General features: G+C 44.5%; 18 protein-coding genes. 14 read left to right on the top strand and 4 right to left on the bottom strand.

What is annotated here, in order from left to right:
* The first annotated feature begins 7 nt into the window (after positions 1 to 7).
* The 4 genes from ACFQ1X_RS07140 to ACFQ1X_RS07125 all read left to right on the top strand — a co-directional run bounded on the left by ACFQ1X_RS07140 (position 8) and on the right by ACFQ1X_RS07125 (position 4,375).
* Complete coding sequence (locus ACFQ1X_RS07140; RefSeq protein WP_144837847.1) at positions 8 to 1,186, top strand: DUF418 domain-containing protein; 1,179 nt, start codon at positions 8 to 10, stop codon at positions 1,184 to 1,186.
* A 42-nt stretch (positions 1,187 to 1,228) separates the two neighbouring features.
* Positions 1,229 to 2,128: a fumarylacetoacetate hydrolase family protein gene (locus ACFQ1X_RS07135; RefSeq protein ID WP_144837845.1), complete on the top strand. Its 900-nt coding sequence runs from the start codon at positions 1,229 to 1,231 to the stop codon at positions 2,126 to 2,128.
* Between the two features lie 69 nt (positions 2,129 to 2,197).
* Entirely contained in the window at positions 2,198 to 2,572 is a 375-nt protein-coding gene (locus tag ACFQ1X_RS07130; RefSeq protein WP_144837843.1) for a YisL family protein, read from the top strand.
* A gap of 339 nt (positions 2,573 to 2,911) precedes the next feature.
* Positions 2,912 to 4,375: an alpha-amylase family glycosyl hydrolase gene (locus ACFQ1X_RS07125; RefSeq protein WP_144837841.1), complete on the top strand. Its 1,464-nt coding sequence runs from the start codon at positions 2,912 to 2,914 to the stop codon at positions 4,373 to 4,375.
* 608 nt (positions 4,376 to 4,983) lie between these two features.
* Here the strand turns inward: ACFQ1X_RS07125 and ACFQ1X_RS07120 are convergent.
* From ACFQ1X_RS07120 to ACFQ1X_RS07110, 3 genes are read right to left on the bottom strand one after another with little or no spacing between them, the layout of a single operon-like run.
* Positions 4,984 to 6,321 (bottom strand): CoA-disulfide reductase, encoded by a 1,338-nt coding sequence (locus ACFQ1X_RS07120; RefSeq protein WP_144837839.1) that lies wholly within the window; start codon positions 6,319 to 6,321, stop codon positions 4,984 to 4,986.
* A 15-nt stretch (positions 6,322 to 6,336) separates the two neighbouring features.
* The gene (locus ACFQ1X_RS07115; protein WP_144837837.1) at positions 6,337 to 7,191 is read right to left on the bottom strand and encodes a DegV family protein; all 855 of its coding nucleotides are present in this window, start codon (positions 7,189 to 7,191) and stop codon (positions 6,337 to 6,339) included.
* 16 nt (positions 7,192 to 7,207) lie between these two features.
* A complete protein-coding gene (locus ACFQ1X_RS07110; RefSeq protein ID WP_144837835.1) occupies positions 7,208 to 8,017 on the bottom strand; it encodes a Cof-type HAD-IIB family hydrolase in 810 nt (269 codons plus the stop codon).
* Positions 8,018 to 8,237: 220 nt separating this feature from the next.
* Here ACFQ1X_RS07110 and ACFQ1X_RS07105 point away from each other — a divergent pair, with 220 nt between their 5' ends.
* From ACFQ1X_RS07105 to ACFQ1X_RS07095, 3 genes are all read left to right on the top strand, one after another.
* Positions 8,238 to 9,005: a serine aminopeptidase domain-containing protein gene (locus ACFQ1X_RS07105; RefSeq protein ID WP_144837833.1), complete on the top strand. Its 768-nt coding sequence runs from the start codon at positions 8,238 to 8,240 to the stop codon at positions 9,003 to 9,005.
* A 65-nt stretch (positions 9,006 to 9,070) separates the two neighbouring features.
* Positions 9,071 to 9,379 carry a metal-sulfur cluster assembly factor gene (locus ACFQ1X_RS07100; protein ID WP_144837831.1) on the top strand — a complete coding sequence of 103 codons (309 nt, stop codon included), beginning with the start codon at positions 9,071 to 9,073 and terminating at the stop codon, positions 9,377 to 9,379.
* Positions 9,380 to 9,512: 133 nt separating this feature from the next.
* Positions 9,513 to 11,654, top strand: a complete 2,142-nt coding sequence (locus ACFQ1X_RS07095) for an ATP-dependent Clp protease ATP-binding subunit (protein ID WP_144837829.1) — start codon at positions 9,513 to 9,515, stop codon at positions 11,652 to 11,654.
* A gap of 38 nt (positions 11,655 to 11,692) precedes the next feature.
* On the opposite strand, the gene ACFQ1X_RS07090 is transcribed toward ACFQ1X_RS07095, so the two are convergent.
* The gene (locus ACFQ1X_RS07090) at positions 11,693 to 11,878 is read right to left on the bottom strand and encodes a DUF2929 family protein (RefSeq protein ID WP_144837827.1); all 186 of its coding nucleotides are present in this window, start codon (positions 11,876 to 11,878) and stop codon (positions 11,693 to 11,695) included.
* Positions 11,879 to 12,065: 187 nt separating this feature from the next.
* Between ACFQ1X_RS07090 and ACFQ1X_RS07085 the strand changes: the two genes are divergently transcribed.
* The 7 genes from ACFQ1X_RS07085 (at position 12,066) to opp4C (ending at position 20,393) form a co-directional block, all read left to right on the top strand.
* The gene (locus ACFQ1X_RS07085) at positions 12,066 to 12,998 is read left to right on the top strand and encodes a beta-ketoacyl-ACP synthase III (protein WP_144837825.1); all 933 of its coding nucleotides are present in this window, start codon (positions 12,066 to 12,068) and stop codon (positions 12,996 to 12,998) included.
* Positions 12,999 to 13,024: 26 nt separating this feature from the next.
* Complete coding sequence (fabF, locus tag ACFQ1X_RS07080; protein ID WP_144837823.1) at positions 13,025 to 14,263, top strand: beta-ketoacyl-ACP synthase II; 1,239 nt, start codon at positions 13,025 to 13,027, stop codon at positions 14,261 to 14,263.
* A gap of 258 nt (positions 14,264 to 14,521) precedes the next feature.
* Entirely contained in the window at positions 14,522 to 15,568 is a 1,047-nt protein-coding gene (locus tag ACFQ1X_RS07075; protein ID WP_144837821.1) for an ABC transporter ATP-binding protein, read from the top strand.
* On the top strand, positions 15,565 to 16,575 hold the full coding sequence (locus ACFQ1X_RS07070; protein WP_144837819.1) for an ABC transporter ATP-binding protein: 1,011 nt from the start codon (positions 15,565 to 15,567) through the stop codon (positions 16,573 to 16,575). The genes ACFQ1X_RS07075 and ACFQ1X_RS07070 overlap by 4 nt, the downstream gene beginning before the upstream one ends.
* A gap of 26 nt (positions 16,576 to 16,601) precedes the next feature.
* On the top strand, positions 16,602 to 18,344 hold the full coding sequence (opp4A, locus tag ACFQ1X_RS07065) for an oligopeptide ABC transporter substrate-binding protein (protein ID WP_144837817.1): 1,743 nt from the start codon (positions 16,602 to 16,604) through the stop codon (positions 18,342 to 18,344).
* Between the two features lie 152 nt (positions 18,345 to 18,496).
* Positions 18,497 to 19,462 carry an oligopeptide ABC transporter permease gene (gene opp4B, locus ACFQ1X_RS07060; RefSeq protein WP_144837815.1) on the top strand — a complete coding sequence of 322 codons (966 nt, stop codon included), beginning with the start codon at positions 18,497 to 18,499 and terminating at the stop codon, positions 19,460 to 19,462.
* Between the two features lie 13 nt (positions 19,463 to 19,475).
* Positions 19,476 to 20,393 (top strand): oligopeptide ABC transporter permease, encoded by a 918-nt coding sequence (opp4C, locus tag ACFQ1X_RS07055; RefSeq protein ID WP_379081883.1) that lies wholly within the window; start codon positions 19,476 to 19,478, stop codon positions 20,391 to 20,393.
* Positions 20,394 to 20,894: the final 501 nt, after the last annotated feature.

Here is a 20,894-nt window from a genome sequence, read left to right as displayed (position 1 = left end):
ACACGTTGTGAGATTAGAACCGGTGACACTGGATGAACGGGTGGAATCGATTGATTTGATGAGAGGTTTTGCGCTACTCGGCATCCTGCTTATAAATATGCTGGCATTTCATTCCCCATTATCCTATATTGATCCTCATACCTGGTTTGATGGAGCAGGAGACCAGGCGATATTTACATTTCTCGATGTTTTTATACAGGCAAGTTTTTATCCGTTATTTGCTATGTTGTTCGGCTATGGCCTGGGTATGCAATTCCTGAGAGCGGAACAAAAAGAAAAACCTTTTGTTCCGATGGCGGCAAAAAGACTTACTGTGCTATTGATATTCGGCATTCTGCATGCGTTTCTCATCTGGTTCGGGGATATCCTGATCACTTATGCGATCATGGGCTTCCTGCTGATCGGCATGATGCGGCTCGAATCAAAATGGCTGCTGGGTTTGGGGATTATGGTATATGCGATTCCCCAAACCTTATTGCTGCTGATCCTGTTTGCTGCAGTTTCGATGGATCCAAGCTTTTACACAGGAATCCAGGAAGCGCAGAACTCGATTGCAGCATATGGCGGCGGTACATTTGCTGAAATTTTCAGGCAGCGTTACGACGATTGGATGTACAGCAATAATCCACTGAACTACTTTGTGCTTATTGTTACAATTCTTCCTTTTACAATGGTCGGGGCCGCTGCAGCCAAGTGGCGTCTGATTGAACGTGCCAATGAACTGAAGAAACTTTGGATCCAGCTTGCAGTGGGTGGCTTTGTGATCGGTTTACTGCTGAAGTTGACGCCTTACATTTTCAGCCCAAATATTGCGTTGAACTATTTGCAGGATATTTTTGGCGGCCCGCTGCTTTCGGTGGCCTATGCGGCAATCATTGCATTGCTGATCCAGAACAGACCGGTGCCGCGCCTTCTGCGTCCACTGGCGAAAGCCGGCAGGATGTCATTAACGACTTATATTACTCAATCGCTGATAGCCACAACGATATTTTACTCGTATGGTTTGGGGCTCTATGGGCAGGTTGACCTGCTGACAGGAACTTTGCTTGCAATCGGCATCTTTGTTGTTCAACTGATTTTTGCCGAACTCTGGTTATCAAAGTTCAGCCAGGGACCACTGGAAATTATTTGGAGAAAGATTACTTATGGATTAAATTTTGATAAATCCGGCAAATCGAATAATTAATGTGTATAATTAATGGAACTAAAGAAAAGGAGTGTTTATTAAATGAAGCTGTTATCATTTCGCTATGAAGGAAAAGAAGCATTTGGACCAAAAGTGAAAAAAGAAGAAGCCGTTTGGGACGTTGTGAAGATCCAAAGTGAATTAGAGGTTCTTCCGTCTTTTCCGGCACAGCTGATTGAAGGAATTTCGCAGGGAGTCGAATTTGTTGAGCAAATCCGCAAACTGGCTGATGCTGCTGCCAGTTCGGAGAATCCTGCTGATTTCAAACACTCTTTTTCGGATATTGAGTGGCTTGCCCCGATACCAAGAACACCAAAAAATGTTTTGTGCGTTGGCAGAAACTACTCTGAACACGCAAAAGAAATGGGTGGGGAAGCACCGGTTGATCTTGTTGTATTTACAAAATCTCCTGCATCCATTGCTGGCGACGGGGAAACAGTTCCGGTACACAGTGAATTAACGGATGCCTATGATTATGAGGGCGAACTTGCTGTTGTAATCGGAAAAGGGGGCAGCTCCATTCCAAAACAGATGGCCTATGATCACGTATTCGGTTATACGATTGCGAATGATCTGACTGCCCGCGATCTTCAGTCAAAGCATCAGCAATATTTCCTGGGCAAAAGCCTGGTGAAATCCTGTCCCATGGGACCTTATATCGTTACGAAAGACGAAGTTCCTCAATCACAGAACCTGTCGGTTGTCACAAAAGTGAATGAGGAAATACGTCAAAACGGCAATACGCAAGACATGATCCGCCGAGTGGATGACCTTATTTCGGAAATTTCGAAATATACCCCTCTTGAACCGGGGGATGTTATTTTAACAGGAACGCCAGCAGGGGTCGGCAAAGGTTTCAATCCGCCAAAATTCCTGAAAGCTGGCGATACCGTCAAAGTTTCAATCGAATCGATCGGCACACTCGTCACACATTTGTCATAGCCGATAGCTGCTATTGCTGTATGAAATTATGGTAGACTATAGGAGAACTATTTCAGAAGAGGTGACGATTTGGACTTTTTAACTGACACAACACATTTACACATTACGACCTGGGTCATCGCGTTGGTGCTGTTTCTCGCAGCGGCATTCATGAACCCGGAAAGCAAAGGCCGTAAGATTGTCCATATGGTACTGCGCTTGTTCTACATTCTGGTTATCATTACAGGATTGACTTTATTCATCGCACATTCCTCATTCGATGCAATGGAATACGGTTTGAAATTCCTATTCGGCATATTGACAATTGGAATGATGGAAATGGTGCTGGTACGAGGCAAGAAGGGGAAATCGGTGACAATGTTCTGGATTCTTTTTGTAGTATTCCTGCTTGTAACCATGTTCTACGGCTTCAAATTGCCGATCGGCTTTAATTTCTTCGCTTAATACCGGAAAAACGGGTGTCCAATGGATGCCCGTTTTTCTATTGATGAACAAAAAAGTATAGTGTTGCTTTAAAAAAGCGAATAGCTGTCCAGACTCCAACGACCAACTCCTCGGACTTAAGCTGCCCTTCCTGTGCGGCAAAGAGCGCCGCTTCGGAAGTTCATCTTAAGCCTTTCGGAGCTGAACGGCCGTTTCCGCTTTTCTATTGCAATTCACACTTTAGACGAAACTGGCTGCTATGAATTCAAATTTCCTCCGTTTTGAATAGCAGCAGCGTCGAGAGTTTGTTAAAATAGACCGAGTGGAAAGCAATGAACCTCATTGAAGGAGGATACAGGATTGAAAGTTAAATGGATTTCCGGCATATTAAGCGCCGCGCTGCTGCTGAGCCTGAGTGCTCCTGCATCAGCCGATGAGGCAAGAGCGCTGGAAGATGAAAGCATATACGATGTACTGGTGGACCGTTATTTCAATAAGCTGGGCGCAAATGATTATGATGTCATTGCAACAGATCCGGCTGCGTTTAACGGTGGGGATTTTGCCGGCCTGGCAGATCAACTTTTACACATAAAAGACATGGGCTTTACCGTCCTGTCGATTGGACCGGTTTTTGCAAGTGCTACATATGACGGCCAGGAAGTCATGGATTATAACCAATTCGAACGGCATTTTGGAACCGAGGAAGAATTTAACGATCTTTTGGATACCGTGCACGACAACGATATGAAATTAATGATCGATATACCGACGCAAAATGTAAGCAGCCAGCATGTCTGGGTGGATGAAAATCCGGATTGGTTCACCGAGAATGGAGATGGCACATACGCGTTGGACACATCGAACATGGACGCTCAGTCTGCGTTGACGGAATTTGTCAGCGGTTTTATCCAGCAATACGAGATCGATGGATTGAGACTGCAGCAAACGGAAGAAATAGCTCCGGATTTCATCAGATATTTTTCTCAGGCAATCAAAGAGATAAAAGATATCTATATTATCAGTGACGCGGAAATGGAACCTGTTGAAGGTCTGGATGCAGTCGTTTTGCCAGGTGTTGAAGAAACCCTGCGGAGCAGCTACAAGAATTTTGATGAAGGAACTTCAGATTTGCCGGAACTACTGGAAAACGCAGAAGGCAAATTGATTCAGGCCGATTCGCTGCGAGGCTCACGGGTAACATCCGATATAGTTGAATCACAAGGTTTTCCTCCGACGCGAATGCGTTTATTATTTACACAATTATTGACGATGCCTGGAATTCCGGTCGTCCAGTATGGTTCAGAAATCGCAATGAATGGCAGCGAGCTGCCTGAATCACATCAATTGTTGAATATGAATGTCGAGCAGGAATTGATTGATCATATCAACAATCTGAATTCATTGCGCAACTCTTCTGAAGCATTGCGGACAGGGGATTTGGAAATTCTTCACGAAGAAGATGGATGGCTGATTTATAAGCGCTCGAATGACGAGGAAACATGGATCATAGCAATCAATAATTCATCTGAAACAAAAAACTTTTCGGTGCCGGCTGAAACAGTGGGCAGTGACAAGCAGCTTCAGGGCTTATTTGAAAATGACATTGTGCGCCAGGGTGAAAATGGCGATTATCGGATCACCCTAGACCGTGAAATTGCTGAAACATTCCATGTGATCGATGAACAAGGATTCAATAAAGCCTATATTGCAGCTTTAGTGGTACTTTACGTCATGTTCATGATTTTCCTTTGGATAGTTTGGAGAAAAGGACGTCAGCGCAAAGCGGACGAAGCTGCCAAATCCAAAATAGTGCGCAGGACCTGACTTGAATCGAAGTTGTCCAAAGCTTCTGCCTTTAATTAATTTACACATTGTAATCGATATTCCGCAAAACAGCTTCGAAGGCAGTATCCGACGCCTGCGAGGATATTGCCTTTGCGACGAAGTGCGTAGCATTGCAGGAGCACGATTTTAAGGCTGCTCCTGTCTCTGCATCGCTACGCTAGCTTCGAGACATGAAAGGGCGTTGCATCGCTGCGCTAGCTTCGTCGCAAAGACTCGGCCGAACTCCCTTCGGCCAACTCTTGGCTTGCGCTGAGCTAACTCGGGACTTCGCCCGAGTGGATCTTGCACTTCGTCGGCATTCGCCTGCTCCCCTGGGCGTCTTCGCTGTTTCGCTCCATATCTTTAGAGAGTTCACTCAGCAAAGGCGCGGCTCCGGACTGAGCGGAGCAATAAGACGAGTGGGCTTCTCGGCTTATTGCGGGAGCCAAGGTCGCCATACGAAGATGGCGCACCTTTGCGACGAGCTTGCGCAGGAGCATAATCTTTGTACTGTCCACAGCGCCGCAGCGTTATATATACTATTTCTTAAGTTCAACTTATATATAGTAAATAAAAAACCGCAGGAGAATTTTTTCTCCTGCGGTTCTTTATTTCTTTTTATCTGCTTTATAGCCAACCATATTCACTGGATCTTTTGGTGAAGAATACGGCGGGGCGTAGCAAAGTTCGAGTGCTTGCAAATCATCGATCGTTAGACCCGCATAAATGGCTGTTGCAATGACATCAATACGTTTATCGACGCCTTTTGTGCCGAGGCATTGGGCTCCGTATAATTTTCTGCTATCCGGATTATAATGGACTTTCAGCTTAAGTTTTCCGTGATCAGGATAGTAACCGGCATTGGAATTGCCGTTATGAACGATTGATACGGAAGGTATTTCAAGATTCCGCAGCGTATTTTCATTCAATCCAGTCATGGCAACAGTCAGATTGAAGATTTTTAAAACAGATGTACCAAGCAGCCCCTTTTTTTCAATAGGCTCACCGTTAATATGTTTCGCGGCTATATAGGCCTGGCGGTGTGCAGGCCAGGCCAATGGAACACGTTTCGGCTCACCGGTGACTAAATCGAAGTTTTCGGTTGCATCCCCGATCGCATAAATTGATGGATCGTTGGTCTGCATGTAATCATTCGTCATGATTCCGCCAGTCGTTCCGATTTCCAGGCCTGCATCTTTAGCGAGTCCGACATTCGGTGCCAATCCGATGCTCATAATAATGAAGTCGGTTTCCAGTCTATCCCCGTTGGAGAGGGTTTGTGTACGCTGGTCAATTTCTGTGATATAAGCATTGGTTTGCAAGTGAACTTCGTTTAACAGCAGTTCTTTTTCTATTTCCCTGGAAATATCTTCATCCAGAATGGACATGATATAATCGGATTTATGGATGAGATGGACATCAATGCCGAGCTCTTTAATGTTTTCTGCCATTTCAAGCCCGATAAAGCCGGCACCTGAGATGGTACAGCTTTGCGGCTTATGGGATTGGATGTATTCTTTTATGGCAAGCATATCATTATAGCTGCGAAGCCGGAAGATATCGGCCGTTTGAGCGCCTTTGATGTCCGGCATTACAGCAGTGCCGCCCGGTGACAAAATCAATTTATCATAGCTTTCAAGAAACTGTTCTCCGGTTTCAAGATTTTTGACCCGGATACGCTTTTCTTTGCGGTCTATACCGGTCACTTCATGTTTTAAGTGGACCTCGATATTGCGTTTTTCCTTGAATTGTTCCGGGTTTGCCATCAGCAGAGATTCTTCGTCTTCGATGACTTCGCCGATTGCGTAGGGTGTACCGCAGGCAGCATAAGACATGACAGTATCACGATCAAATATTTTAATGATTGCATTTTTGTTGTAAAAGCGCAATTGGCCGGCCGACGTTGCACCGCCGCCCACAGCTCCGACAATAATGATTTTCTCCAAAGTCAAGACACCCCCTTAAGAATTCAATTTGTTCAAAAAGAATACAGCCAGTGTGCCGGGGCCTGTATGTGCTGCTATAACAGAACCGATCATATAGATTTCCACACTTTTTGGATTGAATTGCTTTTCAATGGCGTCTTTCATCAAATTGGCGAATTCTACGTCATCTCCATGGCTGATGGCGATGGTTTGCTTGTCCAGTTGCTCGCCGCGTTCTTCCATCAATTCCAGAATGCGTTTGATCACTTTTTTACGGCCGCGTAATTTTTCTATCGGGACCAGTTTGCCGTTTTCAACATGCAGGAGAGGCTTAATGTTCAGCAAACCGCCGACAAAAGCGCTTCCTTTTGAAATGCGGCCTCCTTTGGCCATATAATCAAGGTCTTCAACTGTGAACAGGCTTTCGGTATGTTCAGCCATAATACTGACGCGTTCGATGATCTCTTTTAACGGATGCCCCTGTGAACGCAACTTCACTGCCTCTTTAACCAGCATGCCATGTCCAAGAGAAGCTGCTTTCGTATCAAGTACGGTCAATTTCAAATCAGGATATTCCTCGCGGACTTGCTCAGATGCCATTATAGCTGTTCCGTATGTTCCCGATAACTCGGAAGAAAATGCGATATAAAAGCCTTCTTCTCCGTCTTTCGCCAATTGCTCAAAGGCATTCAGCATTTCATCGGGTGATACCTGTGACGTTTTAGGACGTATATCATTGCGGATCGCCTCATAAACCTTCGATGAATGGATGGTACGGATATCTTCATATTCATCGTTTTCAATGTGCACCCTTAATGGAAACAGGACCACATTTTCCTTCTCAAAAAAATCTTTCGGCAAGTCTGTTGCACTGTCAGCGAATATTCTCATTTCAATCCTCCTGTTCTTATTTTAAATTTAATCGGTCAATCAATAGTTCTGCAATTCCATCTTCATTATTGCTCAAAGTGATTTCGTTGGCTATATTTTTCAATGGTGAAATAGCATTCCCCATTGCGACACCCACACCTGCAAATTCGATCATTTCAAGATCATTGTCTTCGTCTCCGAAAGCAATGATGTGTTCTTTGGCGATGCCGAGCGATTTTGATACTTGGTCAAGCCCTACAGCCTTGCTGAGACCGCTTTTGACAATTTCGATAACATGCCACGGCGCACCCCATCTTCTGTGATCGATGACTTCAGCGTGCACCTGGTTAAGGTGTTCGTGGATCTGTCCGACTTTCTCATAAGGAGCATGGATCAGCATTGAAGTCGGATCCACTTTCAAGTAATTCCGTAAGTCGCCTGTGGTGATTGTTGGGTCACCGAACTTAAAAATATCCATCAATTTTTCATCGTGATGGTGGACATAGACGTCATCCAATACTTCGGCGACGATATTATGGAAATTAAAATCATGCATCGATTCGACCACTTCATGAACCGTTTCCAAGCCGATCGGTGTGTGGAATCTTCCCCAATTATTGTCTGCCGGGTGATGGACAAATGCGCCATTGAAGTTCACGATAGGGGTCGTTAATCCAAGTTCTTTATAATAAGCTTCACTTGAACGGTATGGCCGGCCGGTCGCGATCATTACCTGATGGCCGTTTGCCATCGCTTTTGCCAAGGTTCTTTTCGTTTTATCAGAAATAACTTTCTGATCTGTCAATAAAGTTCCATCCAGGTCGAGTACGATCAAATGTTGTTTCATTGGAAAAAACTCCTTTCTCTATATATACAGTTTAGCGATAAGGAGAAGGGTTAGTCAAAAAAACTTGGCGATTGCCATTGCAGGGAACGGGGGATGAGCAATTAACCCAGAGGTGAGTGGCATCTTTCCCCGAAACTCAGCGTCATAAGAAAGACGATACTTTTCATATGAAAGAATGGGAAATTTTTGGTAGGATAAAATCAAAGGAGGCTGGCAACCAGTGAATATTAGTAAAGAGAAATGGGGAGCAATCCCATTGCTTCATATATATCCGGAAGGTTCAGCAGATCAAAAGCTTCCAACGGTCATATTTCTTCATGGCCATATGAGTGCGAAAGAACATAATCTGCATTATGCTTACCAGCTGGCAGATAAAGGAATCCGGGTTTTATTGCCTGACGCGCATCTGCATGGTGAAAGAGAAGAGGGGCAGGATGCCATCCAGATGAGCCTAAGGTTTTGGGAGATTGTTTTAACCTCTATAGAAGAAGTCGGATTTATACATAAAATGGCGAAAGACAAAAGACTGGTGGACGGGGAGCCGGCCGTAGGGGGAACTTCGATGGGCGGAATCACCACACTCGGTGCAATGACGGTTTACCCGTGGATTCCCGCTGGCACAGTGATGATGGGTGCTGCGAATTATGTCGAGCTTGCAAATGCACAGATGTCCCAGTTCGAATCACGCGGCTTCACTTTACCGATTACAGAAGAAGAGCGGGACAATATGCTGGCGTCGCTTGCCCAATTTGATGGTACCAAAAAATTGGACAGTTTCAATGAACGCCCCCTTTTCTTCTGGCACGGTGAACAGGATACCATCGTTCCGTTCGGCCCCACTTATGATTTTTATAAGAAATTGAAGGCAAGGTATGCTAAGGCTGGTGAAAAAATTCAATTTCTCCGCGAAAAAGAGACGGGACATGCTGTAAGCCGTCCCGGAATGCTTGCTGCAACTGAATGGTTGTCCGATCATCTGCAAAGATAAGCGTGTCAATTTCATTCTATCCTGAAATTTGTTAAGATGGCATTAATAGAAAAGGAGGGATTGTCATGGATCAAGATATGAGAGACAGCATGATGGGAGCACTTGAAACAGTTATCGACCCTGAACTGGGCGTGGATATTGTAAACTTGGGGCTTGTATATGACGTTGATTTGTCAGAAGACGGATTTGCAGTAGTTACAATGACTTTAACTTCAATGGGTTGTCCAATGGGACCACAAATTGTTCAAATGGTCAAACAATCATTGTATGAATTGCCGGAAGTCGAAGAAGTCGATGTGAAAATCGTCTGGCAGCCGGTTTGGGGCAAGGAACATATGTCAAGATACGCAAAAATGGCGCTTGGCGTAAGATAAGTGTGAAAAACCTTTTTGGAAGCATTCTTCCAAAAAGGTTTTTTTATGGTAAATGAAAGTTGCATCCTTTCGGATTATTTCATATAATTAAATTAGTCAAAGAAGGTCAAAGAATATTGAGGAGGTCAACTTTATGCAATTCACTGCAAACAATGAAGCTCAAAAGTCACCTTTGGAACAATATGGCCGAAATATGGTGGAACAGGCGCAAGCCGGAAAATCGGATCCGGTCATTGGGCGGGATGAGGAAATCCGTAATGTGATTCGTATTTTGTCCCGCAAAACAAAAAATAACCCGGTGCTGATCGGTGAGCCAGGCGTCGGGAAAACTGCCATCGTCGAAGGGCTGGCACAACGGATAGTTCGGAATGATGTGCCGGAAGGCTTAAAAGAGCGAGTGATTTATGAACTCGATATGAGTGCATTGATTGCCGGGGCGAAATACCGGGGGGAATTCGAAGAGCGTCTTAAAGCGGTATTGAAGCAGGTAAAAGACAGTGAAGGGAAAATCATCCTGTTCATCGATGAAATCCACACCATCGTCGGTGCGGGAAAAACGGAGGGCGCAATGGATGCCGGCAATATGCTGAAGCCGATGCTTGCACGCGGTGAATTATATTGTATCGGAGCCACCACCTTGGATGAGTACCGGATGAATATTGAAAAAGATGCAGCACTCGAAAGGCGCTTCCAGCAGGTACTGGTCCGTGAACCTTCTGTTGAAGACACGGTATCAATACTGCGGGGATTGAAAGAGCGTTTTGAGCTGCACCACGCCGTTCGCATCCATGACCGTGCAATCGTTGCAGCGGCTGCCATGTCTGACCGTTATATTACAGAACGTTTTTTGCCGGACAAAGCGATCGATCTGATCGATGAGGCCTGTGCGATGATCCGGACAGAAATCGACTCAATGCCTCAGGAGTTGGATCAGGTGACACGCCGGCTGATGCAACTGGAAATTGAAGAACAGGCTTTGATGAAGGAAAAAGATGCAGCGAGCAAATCGCGTCTGGAAACTCTGCGCACCGAGATCAAGGAATTGAAGGAATCCTCTTCCGGAATGAAAAATCAATGGGAAGCAGAAAAAGAATCATTGAAAAAAATTCAGGAAAAGCGGGAACAGCTTGATCTGAACCGTCGCCAGCTTGAGGAAGCGGAGACTAAAGGTGATTACAGCAAAGCTGCGGAATTGCAGCACGGGCGAATCCCGGAATTGGAAAAAGCTTTGGCTGCTTTAGAAAGCAAGCTGGAACAGGAAGGGGCAGAGAGATTGCTCCGTGAAGAAGTGACTGAAGAAGAAATCGCCGGTATTGTGGCGCGCTGGACGGGTATTCCTGTAACAAAACTTGTGGAAGGCGAACGCGAAAAACTATTGCGCCTCGATGAAACGCTGAAAGAAAGAGTCATCGGCCAGGATAAAGCAGTCGCATTGGTGACAGAAGCGGTTTGGCGGGCACGTGCGGGGATTAAAGATGAAAGGAAACCGATTGGCTCATTTATTTTCCTTGGCCCGACCGGGGTCGGAAAAACAGAACTGGCCAAGTCTTTGGCTGCAAACCTGTTTGATTCGGAAGATCATTTTATCCGCATTGATATGTCGGAATACATGGAAAAACACAGCGTCTCGCGTCTGGTCGGTGCTCCTCCGGGATATATCGGCTACGAGGAGGGCGGCCAATTGACGGAAGCGGTCAGAAGAAATCCTTATTCGGTTGTACTTCTGGACGAAATTGAAAAAGCGCATCCGGATGTAGCGAATATTCTCCTGCAGATTCTGGATGATGGACGCATCACGGACAGCCAAGGGCGGCTCGTCAACTTTTCGAATACTGTCGTCATCATGACTTCGAATATCGGTTCATCGCACATTGGCGTAAAAGATGATGAACACGATATTGAAGATATCATCATGGTGGAATTGCGCAAGCATTTTAAACCGGAACTTTTGAATCGCATAGATGACATCGTTATCTTCCATGCACTGGACAATAGCCATTTTTATCATATAGCCAAGAAAATGATCAATGAACTGGCGGAGCGTTTGCAGCAGCAGGAAATCACATTGGAAGTCGATGATTCAGTCATCGATTACGTCCTTGAAGCAGGAACGGATCCTTTATTCGGCGCGCGGCCGCTGAAACGGTTCATTCAGCGTGAAATTGAAACACAGATCGCCCGTGAATTGATCAAAGGCGACATTTTACCGGATACTGTCATGTATCTGGAAATGATGGAAGACAATCAATTGAAGATAACCAAAAAAGAAGCGTAGGCCACTATGGCCTGCGCTTCTTTTTCATATTATAAATATTAATGTTTCTCTGGAGCAGGCGATTCTGGAATAATTGAACTGATGATGAAAATCAGTACGGAAACAACAAGTGACATGTATATTCCGTTCATAAAAATAAAGTCTACGTTCTGAACAGCACTAACAACGTAATTCAGCAATGAAATCAATAAAGCTGACCAGAAAAATGTTCCGATAAATTGCATCTGTTTCACCTCTGCATAAAATGTCTAACTTAATCATAGCACAGCTTCCGTTTTGCAGAAAGAAAGTTTCTTCATTATTAAAAGATTTTGTCTGAAATATGTCGGCAACTTGAAAATTCGAAAGCAATGACGTATTATTAACACCAGGTACTAAATACAACGAGCAAGTTGAAATGAGGGATCATCAATGAATGCTGGCATACTCGGTATAGGCAGATGCCTACCAGAAAAGATATTGACGAATCATGAACTCGAACAACGGATGGATACTTCAGATGAATGGATCCGTACGATGACCGGTATAGAAGAGCGCCGAATTGCCGGTGATGAGCAGGATACATCGGATATGGCCCGGGAAGCTGCGCAAAAAGCGATTGCAGATGCCGGGATTGATCCTTCAGAAATCGGTTTGATCCTTGTGGCAACGGTAACCGGGGACCAACCTTTCCCATCAATGTCCACCGTGATCCAACAGGAGATCGGGGCTGTGAATGCCGCGGCAATGGATATCTCTGCAGCATGCGCAGGTTTTATGTACGGAGTTGTGACCGCAAAACAATTTATCGATTCTGATGTTTATAAATATGTGCTGGTGGTCGGAGTTGAAAAACTCTCGAAAATTACTGATTGGGATGACCGCAACACAGCCGTCCTGTTTGGGGATGGAGCTGGAGCAGCGGTGCTCGGAAAAGTTTCTGAAGGCCGTGGAATCCTGTCGTTTGAATTGGGTGCTGACGGCAACGGGGCAAAACATTTGTATCAGGATGAATTCCTGAGAATGAATGGGCGGGAAGTTTTCAAATTTGCCGTCCGCCAGATGGGGGAGTCTGCGGTAAATGTCATAGAAAAGGCAGGACTTACCAAAGAAGACGTCGACTTTTTAATTCCTCATCAGGCAAACATCAGAATAATGGAAGCTTCCAGACAGCGACTCGAGCTGCCGATTGAAAAAATGTCCAAGACCATCCATAAATACGGCAATACCTCAGCGGCTTCAATTCCAATCTCTTTAGTGGAAGATGTAGAAGAAGGAAGAATCAAAGATGACGATGTGATTGTTATGGTCGGATTTGGTGGAGGATTGACGTGGGGCGGCATTGCAATGCGATGGGGCAAATAATCAGGAATGTGAAAGGACAGATCATAATGACGAATCGTCGTGTAGTTATAACGGGAATAGGAGCGGTCACACCGCTGGGAAATAATATCGAAACAACATGGGACGCTGTTAAAGAAGGGAAATCTGGTGTAGGGCCGCTGACAAGGCTGAACCCGGATGATTATTCAGCAAAGATTGCTGCAGAAGTAAAGGATTTTAATATAGAAGATTATATCGAAAAGAAAGAAGCAAGAAAAATGGACCGGTTCACACATTATGCGCTGGCAGCATCCATCATGGCGATGAAAGATTCAGGTTTGGAACTGGATGAGAAAACAGCTCTAAGAACCGGCGTTTGGATCGGCTCGGGCATTGGCGGAATGGAAACCATTGAAAATCAGATGAACGTCTTGAATACGCGGGGGGTTCGCCGCATCAGCCCGTTTTTAATCCCGATGATTATTCCGGATATGGCTTCAGGCCAAGTATCAATTCATTTTGGCGCTAAAGGCATCAATTCCTGTTCAGTGACTGCCTGTGCTTCCGGCACTAACTCCATCGGAGATGCTTTCCGTGTTATTCAACGGGGGGATGCAGACGCCATGATTTCCGGTGGTGCAGAAGCTCCGATTACTCAATTGTCTGTGGCCGGATTTACTGCCAACACGGCTTTGACGACAAATGAGGATGTAAATACTGCTTCAAGGCCATTCGATAAAAATCGTGATGGATTTGTCATCGGCGAAGGAGCCGGGATTGTCATTCTTGAAGAATATGAACATGCTAAAGCACGTGGAGCTAAGATTTACGCTGAAATCGTCGGCTATGGTTCTACAGGTGATGCGCATCACATAACTGCTCCAGCTCCGGGAGGAGAAGGTGCGGCAAGAGCCATGGATCAAGCTTTGGCTGACGCTGACATTGAAAAAACCTCTGTTGGCTATATCAACGCGCACGGCACGAGCACCCCCTATAACGATTTATTTGAAACGATGGCAGTCAAAACCGTGTTTGGTGAACACGCCTATAAACTGGGTATGAGCTCAACAAAATCCATGACAGGCCATCTCCTTGGTGCAGCGGGCGGCATCGAAGCAATCTTTACAGCTCTCGCACTGAAAGAAGGCATTATGCCTCCTACTATAAATTACGAAACGGCTGATGAGGAATGCGATTTGGATTATGTTCCAAATACAGCCAGAACTGCTGATTTCAATTTCGCAATGAGCAATTCATTGGGCTTCGGCGGACACAATGCATCACTAGTCTTTAAAAAATACGAATAACAATATTTGAGTATCACATCCTGCCTATTTAGCAGGATGTTTTTTAATATCTATATGTAAAAAGAATACTTAATTAAAATTTATGTAATTCTTTTAATCGTCGGAAACGTAGTAATAGCAAGGGGATTTTATCATTTTTCTTACAGATTTAACGATAAATTTATAAAATTACAAAAAAGACATTGATTATGTAAAGTTTTTGTAATAAACTTTACTCAAGTTGAATTTACAGAATAAAAGAATTTTGAGGTGTTCCTATTGACAGCAAATAATACTTTACATACACAAACACCGCTTTTACAGGTTCAAAATCTCCAAACAGGATTTAAAATCGACGGTGACTTCCACAATGCTGTGGAGGGCGTATCATTCGATGTCAAACGTAAACAAATTGTAGGGGTAGTTGGGGAATCGGGTTGTGGCAAAAGTGTTATGTCACTTTCGATCATGCAACTGCTACCGACTGGGATTGGTAAAATTCGCGGAGGCGAAGTTAAATTCGAAGGGGAAACGATTTCCACTCTTTCAGACAAAAAGATGAACGACATTCGAGGAAAAGATATTTCGATGATTTTCCAGGAACCGATGACTTCCCTGAATCCTGTTTTTACGATCGGATATCAAATAGAAGAAGTTATTTTGAACCACGAGAAAATATCGAAAAAACAAGCTCGTCTTCGCTCGGTTGCATTACTGAAAAGTGTGGGAATCCCACGAGCTGACAAAATTGTCGAAGAATATCCTCACCAATTATCAGGGGGAATGCGGCAGCGCGTGATGATTGCGATGGCAATCGCCTGCCAGCCAAAACTCTTGATAGCTGATGAACCGACAACCGCTTTGGATGTTACAGTACAGGCCCAAATCCTGGATCTGTTAAAAGGGATCCAGGAAGCGAACGATATGGCCATTATCCTGATCACTCATGATCTCGGTGTAGTAGCTGAAATCTGTGATGAAGTACTGGTCATGTATGCAGGTAAAATCGTTGAAAAAGCCACGGTTGATGAACTTTTCAATAATCCGAAACATCCTTATACGGATCTGTTGATGAAAGCTATTCCGAAAATGGATGAGGATGTTGAAGTTTTGGCGACAATCGATGGTCTGGTACCATCTGTGATGAACATGCCGGAAGTTGGATGCCGCTTTGCAAACCGTTGTCCAGCTGCAATGCCGGAATGTCTTACAGTAACACCGCAACTCGGTGATGTCGGACCGAACCACGAAGCTGCATGTCTGCTGTATGATACTAGCTGGCCGGCAGACTCAAAACCTAATAGAGAAGGAGCGTCCATGGCATGACAACAAGAGACTTTATCCAGGATAGAATTGACAGCCTTGAGAACCGGGACGTGCTTCTCGAAGTACAGAATCTTAAAACCTATTATCCGGTTACCGGAGGTTTCTTCAAACGAACAGTTGGGCATGTAAAAGCGGTAGATGATGTTTCATTCACCATTCGTAAAGGCGAGACACTTGGTCTTGTCGGTGAATCAGGGTGCGGCAAGTCGACAACAGGAAGAACAATCCTTCGGCTGCTGAAACCGACAGACGGCAAAATTCTTTTTGAAGGCAAGGAAATCACAAAGGTTTCCGGTTCCAAACTTCAAAAAGCCCGCCGCGATTTCCAGATGGTTTTCCAGGATCCTTACGCCAGTCTTAATCCGAAGCAAATGGTCGGAGACATTATTGCGGAACCGATTCTCAATTATGAGAAACGCAATAAGAAAGAGCTGGAACTGGAGATTAAAGCATTATTGACCAAGGTTGGACTGCCGGAAGCGGCATATTATAAATACGCTCACGAATTTTCGGGCGGCCAGCGTCAACGTATCGGGATAGCCCGTGCACTTGCGTTGAATCCAAAATTGATTGTGGCAGATGAGCCGGTTTCGGCACTAGATGTTTCTGTCCAATCGCAAGTTCTCAATCTGCTAAAAGAATTGCAGATTGAATTCGATCTTACTTATCTGTTTATCGCGCATGATCTCAGCGTCGTAAAACATATGAGCGATCGAATAGGTGTTATGTATTTGGGCAGTCTCGTTGAGGTTGCTTCAAATAGAGATTTATACAAGGAGCCGTTGCATCCTTACACACAAGCCTTGATTTCTGCGATCCCAGAACCGAATACGGCGATCAAGAAAGAACGAATTGTGCTTGAAGGGGATGTGCCAAGTCCGCAAAATCCTCCTACCGGTTGCCCGTTTCATACGCGGTGTCCGATGGCAATGGAAATCTGTTCGAAAGAAAAGCCTCCATTGAAAGAAGTGCGTCCTGGTCATCACGTTGCTTGCGTCTTGTACTAAATCAAAAAAATTATAGGGGGAAAATCATGAAAAAGAACAAATCGTTATTGTGGCTTTTCGCTCTGATTCTTGTCCTTTCTGCGTTCCTTGCAGCTTGTGGCGGAGATGATGGCGACACAACATCAGAAGATCCTACAGACACGGAAGAAACAGATACTGATACAGAAGATGCTGCTGAAGGAGAGCCTCAAACAGGCGGAACTTTGGTATACGGCATTGATGCACCACCTGAAGGGTTATTCTCTTCTGCTTTTTATGGCATCGCAACTGATTTTGAAGTAATCGATCTTTTCGATGAGGCTTTGATTTCTTATAACGAAAATCTTGAACCAGAGCCTAACGTAGCTTCATGGGAAACTGAAGACAACAAAGTCTTTAATTTCACATTCGAAGAAGGCGTTATGTGGCATAATGGCGAAGAACTTACAGTTAATGACTGGGTATTCGCATTAGAAACTCTTGCTGACCCGGATTATGAAGGTCCCCGTTACGCGAATGTACAAACAATCGAAGGCGCAGAAGCTTACCGCGCTGGAGAAGCTGATTCCATTTCAGGAATCGAAGTTGTAAGTGATTATGAAATCACAATCACTTTTGACAAGGCACGTGTTAACAACTTGACAAACCTTTGGGCATATCCACTTCCTGAAGCAGCTTTTGAAGGCATTGAAGTAGCAGATATGGCTTCTTCTGACCCGGTTATCTCAACTCCAATCGGAATTGGACCGTTTAAAGTAGATTCTATCGTAGCTGGAGAATCTGTTGAATTCTCTAAAAACGAAGATTATTGGAACGGTGATGTAAATCTTGATAAAATCGTTGTGCGTGTAATCGACAACTCTTCAGTAGTTGGAGCTTTGCAAAACGGCGATGTTGATATGATTTCTCTTCAGCCGGTTTCAGGACCTGAAGTTGAACCATTGGAAAATGTTGAAATCACTACTTATCCTGGCCTTTCTTACTACTATGTAGGATTCAAGCTTGGTAAATTCGACAGCGAATCACAAGAAATTGTTGAAGAACTTCCGAAATACCAGGATAAAGAATTACGTCAGGCTATGATGTATGCTCTTAACCGTCAGGAATGGGTTGATGCATTCTTCTTCGGTTATGCAAATGTAGTCAATGCTCCAGTACCAAGCTCTCACTGGAATGCAGCTGACAACAGCGAATTGAACACGTACGAATACGATCCGGAAAAAGCGATGGAAATGCTTGATGCTGCTGGATATGTAGATACAAATGACGATGGTTTCCGTGAAGATCCAAATGGTGATGAGTTTGTCGTTAAGTTCTCTCATTACGCAACAGGTAACCCAACATTTGAGTCACGCGCTCAAGCGATCACTCAATATTGGGAAGCAGTTGGACTTAAAACAGAATTGGAAATGGTAGAAGTTAACCTTTACTATGAAATGATTGAAAAAGATGATGCTTCCATCGAAACTTTCTTCGGCGGATGGGGTACTGGAACAGATCCAGATCCAACAGCAACATGGAAATCCGATCAACTATGGAACTACACGCGCTATAATAACCCTGAATCAGATCAATTACTTGACGATGCTTTAGACATCGAAGTAGTTGGAACTGATCAAGAAGCGCGTAAGGAACTTTATGTTGAATGGCAGAAGCTTCTAAACGAAGAAGTTCCAATGCTTTATATTGCTGAACTTGAAGAAATTGTTGCTTTGAACAACCGTGTAGGCGGAGTTGAATATGACGTTTCTGGTCAGAACAGCCCGGCTCAATGGTTCGTAACAGAATAATAGCGGTTAAACCTTCAACGATGGGCTGTCCGCAGTCCATCGTTGAATAATTTTATAAGAGGCTCTTATGCACGGTAAGGGACGTTTGGCACAAATTACTCTTACCGTGCCGAAGAGTGCAGCAGAGAACTTTACAGACAAGGAGAGTATAAATGCTTAAATATACGATTAGAAGAATACTTGGAATGATTCCAATGCTCATCCTTATTTCCGTTGTGGTGTTTTCACTGGCTAAGCTGATGCCCGGGGATTCATTGAGCGGGGAAATTGATCCTTTGAATACGAATCCTGAATATATCGCTGAAATGAGAGAGAAGTTGGGCTACAACGATCCGCTGCCTGTCCAATATTTCAATTGGATCACTGGATTCGTCCAAGGGGATTTCGGAAAATCCACCAAGTATAAACGTCCTGCATTTGATGTCATTATGGAGAAAATACCAAACACTTTACTTTTAGGGGTTACGTCTTTAATCATCACTTATATCTTGGCGTTTATGATGGGCATGTATTCCGGGCGCAAGCCTTACACGCTGGGTGATAATGCGATTGCCGGAATAAACTATATCATGCTCGCTATACCTTCTTTTGTTGCTGCCGTATTTGCAATTTACTTTTTCGCGTTCAATTTGAACTGGTTCCCATTTGGAGGATCTGTGGATATATTGATCGAGCAGGGAACGTTTGAATATTATCTCAGCAGATTGCATCATGTTATTTTGCCGGCCATTGTCTTGGGGGCATTGAGTACTGCTTCTTATACGCAATTCCTGCGGAACGATATCATCGAGAACTCACGCAAAGATTTTGTGCGTACTGCCAGAGCTAAAGGAACACCGATGAAGAAGATCTACAATGTGCACATTTTGAGAAACTCTATTATTCCTTTAGTGACTTTCCTTGGATTCGATTTTGCAGCATTGATCGGTGGAGCAATAATCACCGAAACGATCTTTACATATCCTGGAATCGGAATGCTGTTCCTGGATTCTGTAACAAGCCGTGATTACGCAACGTTGATGGCTTTGACAATGTTATTGTCATTCCTGACACTGGCAGGTAATTTGATCGCAGACTTACTGTACGGAGTCGTGGATCCACGAATTCGACTGGAATAAGGAGGAAGCAAAATTGGCATCATCAAACACATTAACTCAACAACAGAAGCCGGAACGCAGCTTGTCTCCTTGGCAGATTGCACGTAAAAAATTCTTTCATAACAAGTTGGCAATGATCAGTTCGTTCTTCATAATTCTTGTTACAGCGTTATCCTTTGCAGCACCGTTTCTGGGACCTTTTCTATCGCCGATTCCTGATGTGTCGCGGGTAAATATCGGTTCAATGAACATTCCCCCGAATGGGGAGCATATTCTTGGGACAGATAAAAGCGGACGTGATGTTTTAACCCGTCTGCTATACGGTGGCCGCATCTCATTGGTTGTCGGATTCAGTGCTACACTGATGGTAATCACGCTTGGAACGCTTGTAGGCTCAATTGCCGGATTCTTTGGCGGTTTTGTCGATAACTTATTGATGAGATTCACCGATTTTGTCCTGAACTTTCCATTTCTTGTATTCGTTATCGTATTAAATACAATTTTACGTGATACGATTGACGGAGTTTCAGTACTGATTATTGTAATCGGTGTCTTGAGCTGGGGCGGAGTCGCGAGACTGGTCCGAAGCAAAATCCTGGCTGAAAAAGAGAATGAATATGTACTTGCTGCTCTGTCAATCGGCTGTTCGCCATTGAAAGTTATCCGCAAGCATCTTCTTCCGAATGTTATCTCAACAATTATTGTACAGGCGACATTGATTTTTGCCAGTATGATTGTCGTTGAAGCGGCTCTCAGTTACTTAGGTTTCGGTGTTCCTCAATCAATTCCAAGTTGGGGCAACATGCTGTCTTCAGCAAACGAGCCTGATGTACTGCAAGGCAAACCGTGGATTTGGATGCCGCCAGCGCTAGTTCTTACGGCAACAATACTTTCCATCAACTTTATCGGGGAAGGCTTAAAGGATGCATTGAATCCTAAGTCTCTAAGATAGAAAAAAGTTCCGCACAAATTATTGTGCGGAACTTTTTTTGTGTTTGTTGAGAAAGAAACATGTAAATCGATATTCCACAAAACAGCTTGCTTGCAAAAAACCATGCTCCTGTCTCTGTCCCTGTCCCTGCATCGCTGCGCTAGCTTCGGGACATGAAAGGGCGTTGCATCGCTACGCTGCTTCGTCGCAAAGACTTGCCCTCGCAGGCTTCGGTCAACTCTTCGCGGTCGCTTTTCTTTGTCCAGACTCCAGCGGCCCAGCTCTTCGGGTCATAAGCCAGAACAGCTATGCGGCTGAAAACACGTTACTGCGGTGAGATGTTTTATGACCGTTGCTCCTGCATCGCTACGCTGCTTCGTCGCAAAGACTTGCCCTCGCAGGCTTCGGTCAACTCTTCGCGGTCGCTTTTCTTTGTCCAGACTCCAGCGGCCCAGCTCTTCGGGTCATAAGCCAGAATAGCTATGCGGCAAAAAGCGCCGCTTCGCTATCCCGTCTTATGCC

The organism is Metaplanococcus flavidus (assembly GCF_042675885.1).
Classification (GTDB): Bacteria; Bacillota; Bacilli; order Bacillales_A; family Planococcaceae; genus Planococcus; species Planococcus flavidus.
This window is presented reverse-complemented; position numbering and strand designations above follow the sequence as displayed.

Bases quoted from the DNA above. Each gene is read 5' to 3' on its own strand.
- ACFQ1X_RS07135 (WP_144837845.1), top strand. From the start codon at position 1,229: ATGAAGCTGTTATCATTTCGCTATGAAGGAAAAGAAGCATTTGGACCA.
- ACFQ1X_RS07115 (WP_144837837.1), bottom strand. From the start codon at position 7,191: ATGAGAATATTCGCTGACAGTGCAACAGACTTGCCGAAAGATTTTTTT.
- ACFQ1X_RS07110 (WP_144837835.1), bottom strand. From the start codon at position 8,017: ATGAAACAACATTTGATCGTACTCGACCTGGATGGAACTTTATTGACA.
- ACFQ1X_RS07100 (WP_144837831.1), top strand. From the start codon at position 9,071: ATGGATCAAGATATGAGAGACAGCATGATGGGAGCACTTGAAACAGTT.
- ACFQ1X_RS07095 (WP_144837829.1), top strand. From the start codon at position 9,513: ATGCAATTCACTGCAAACAATGAAGCTCAAAAGTCACCTTTGGAACAA.
- ACFQ1X_RS07090 (WP_144837827.1), bottom strand. From the start codon at position 11,878: ATGCAATTTATCGGAACATTTTTCTGGTCAGCTTTATTGATTTCATTG.
- ACFQ1X_RS07085 (WP_144837825.1), top strand. From the start codon at position 12,066: ATGAATGCTGGCATACTCGGTATAGGCAGATGCCTACCAGAAAAGATA.
- fabF (WP_144837823.1), top strand. From the start codon at position 13,025: ATGACGAATCGTCGTGTAGTTATAACGGGAATAGGAGCGGTCACACCG.
- ACFQ1X_RS07070 (WP_144837819.1), top strand. From the start codon at position 15,565: ATGACAACAAGAGACTTTATCCAGGATAGAATTGACAGCCTTGAGAAC.
- opp4A (WP_144837817.1), top strand. From the start codon at position 16,602: ATGAAAAAGAACAAATCGTTATTGTGGCTTTTCGCTCTGATTCTTGTC.
- opp4B (WP_144837815.1), top strand. From the start codon at position 18,497: ATGCTTAAATATACGATTAGAAGAATACTTGGAATGATTCCAATGCTC.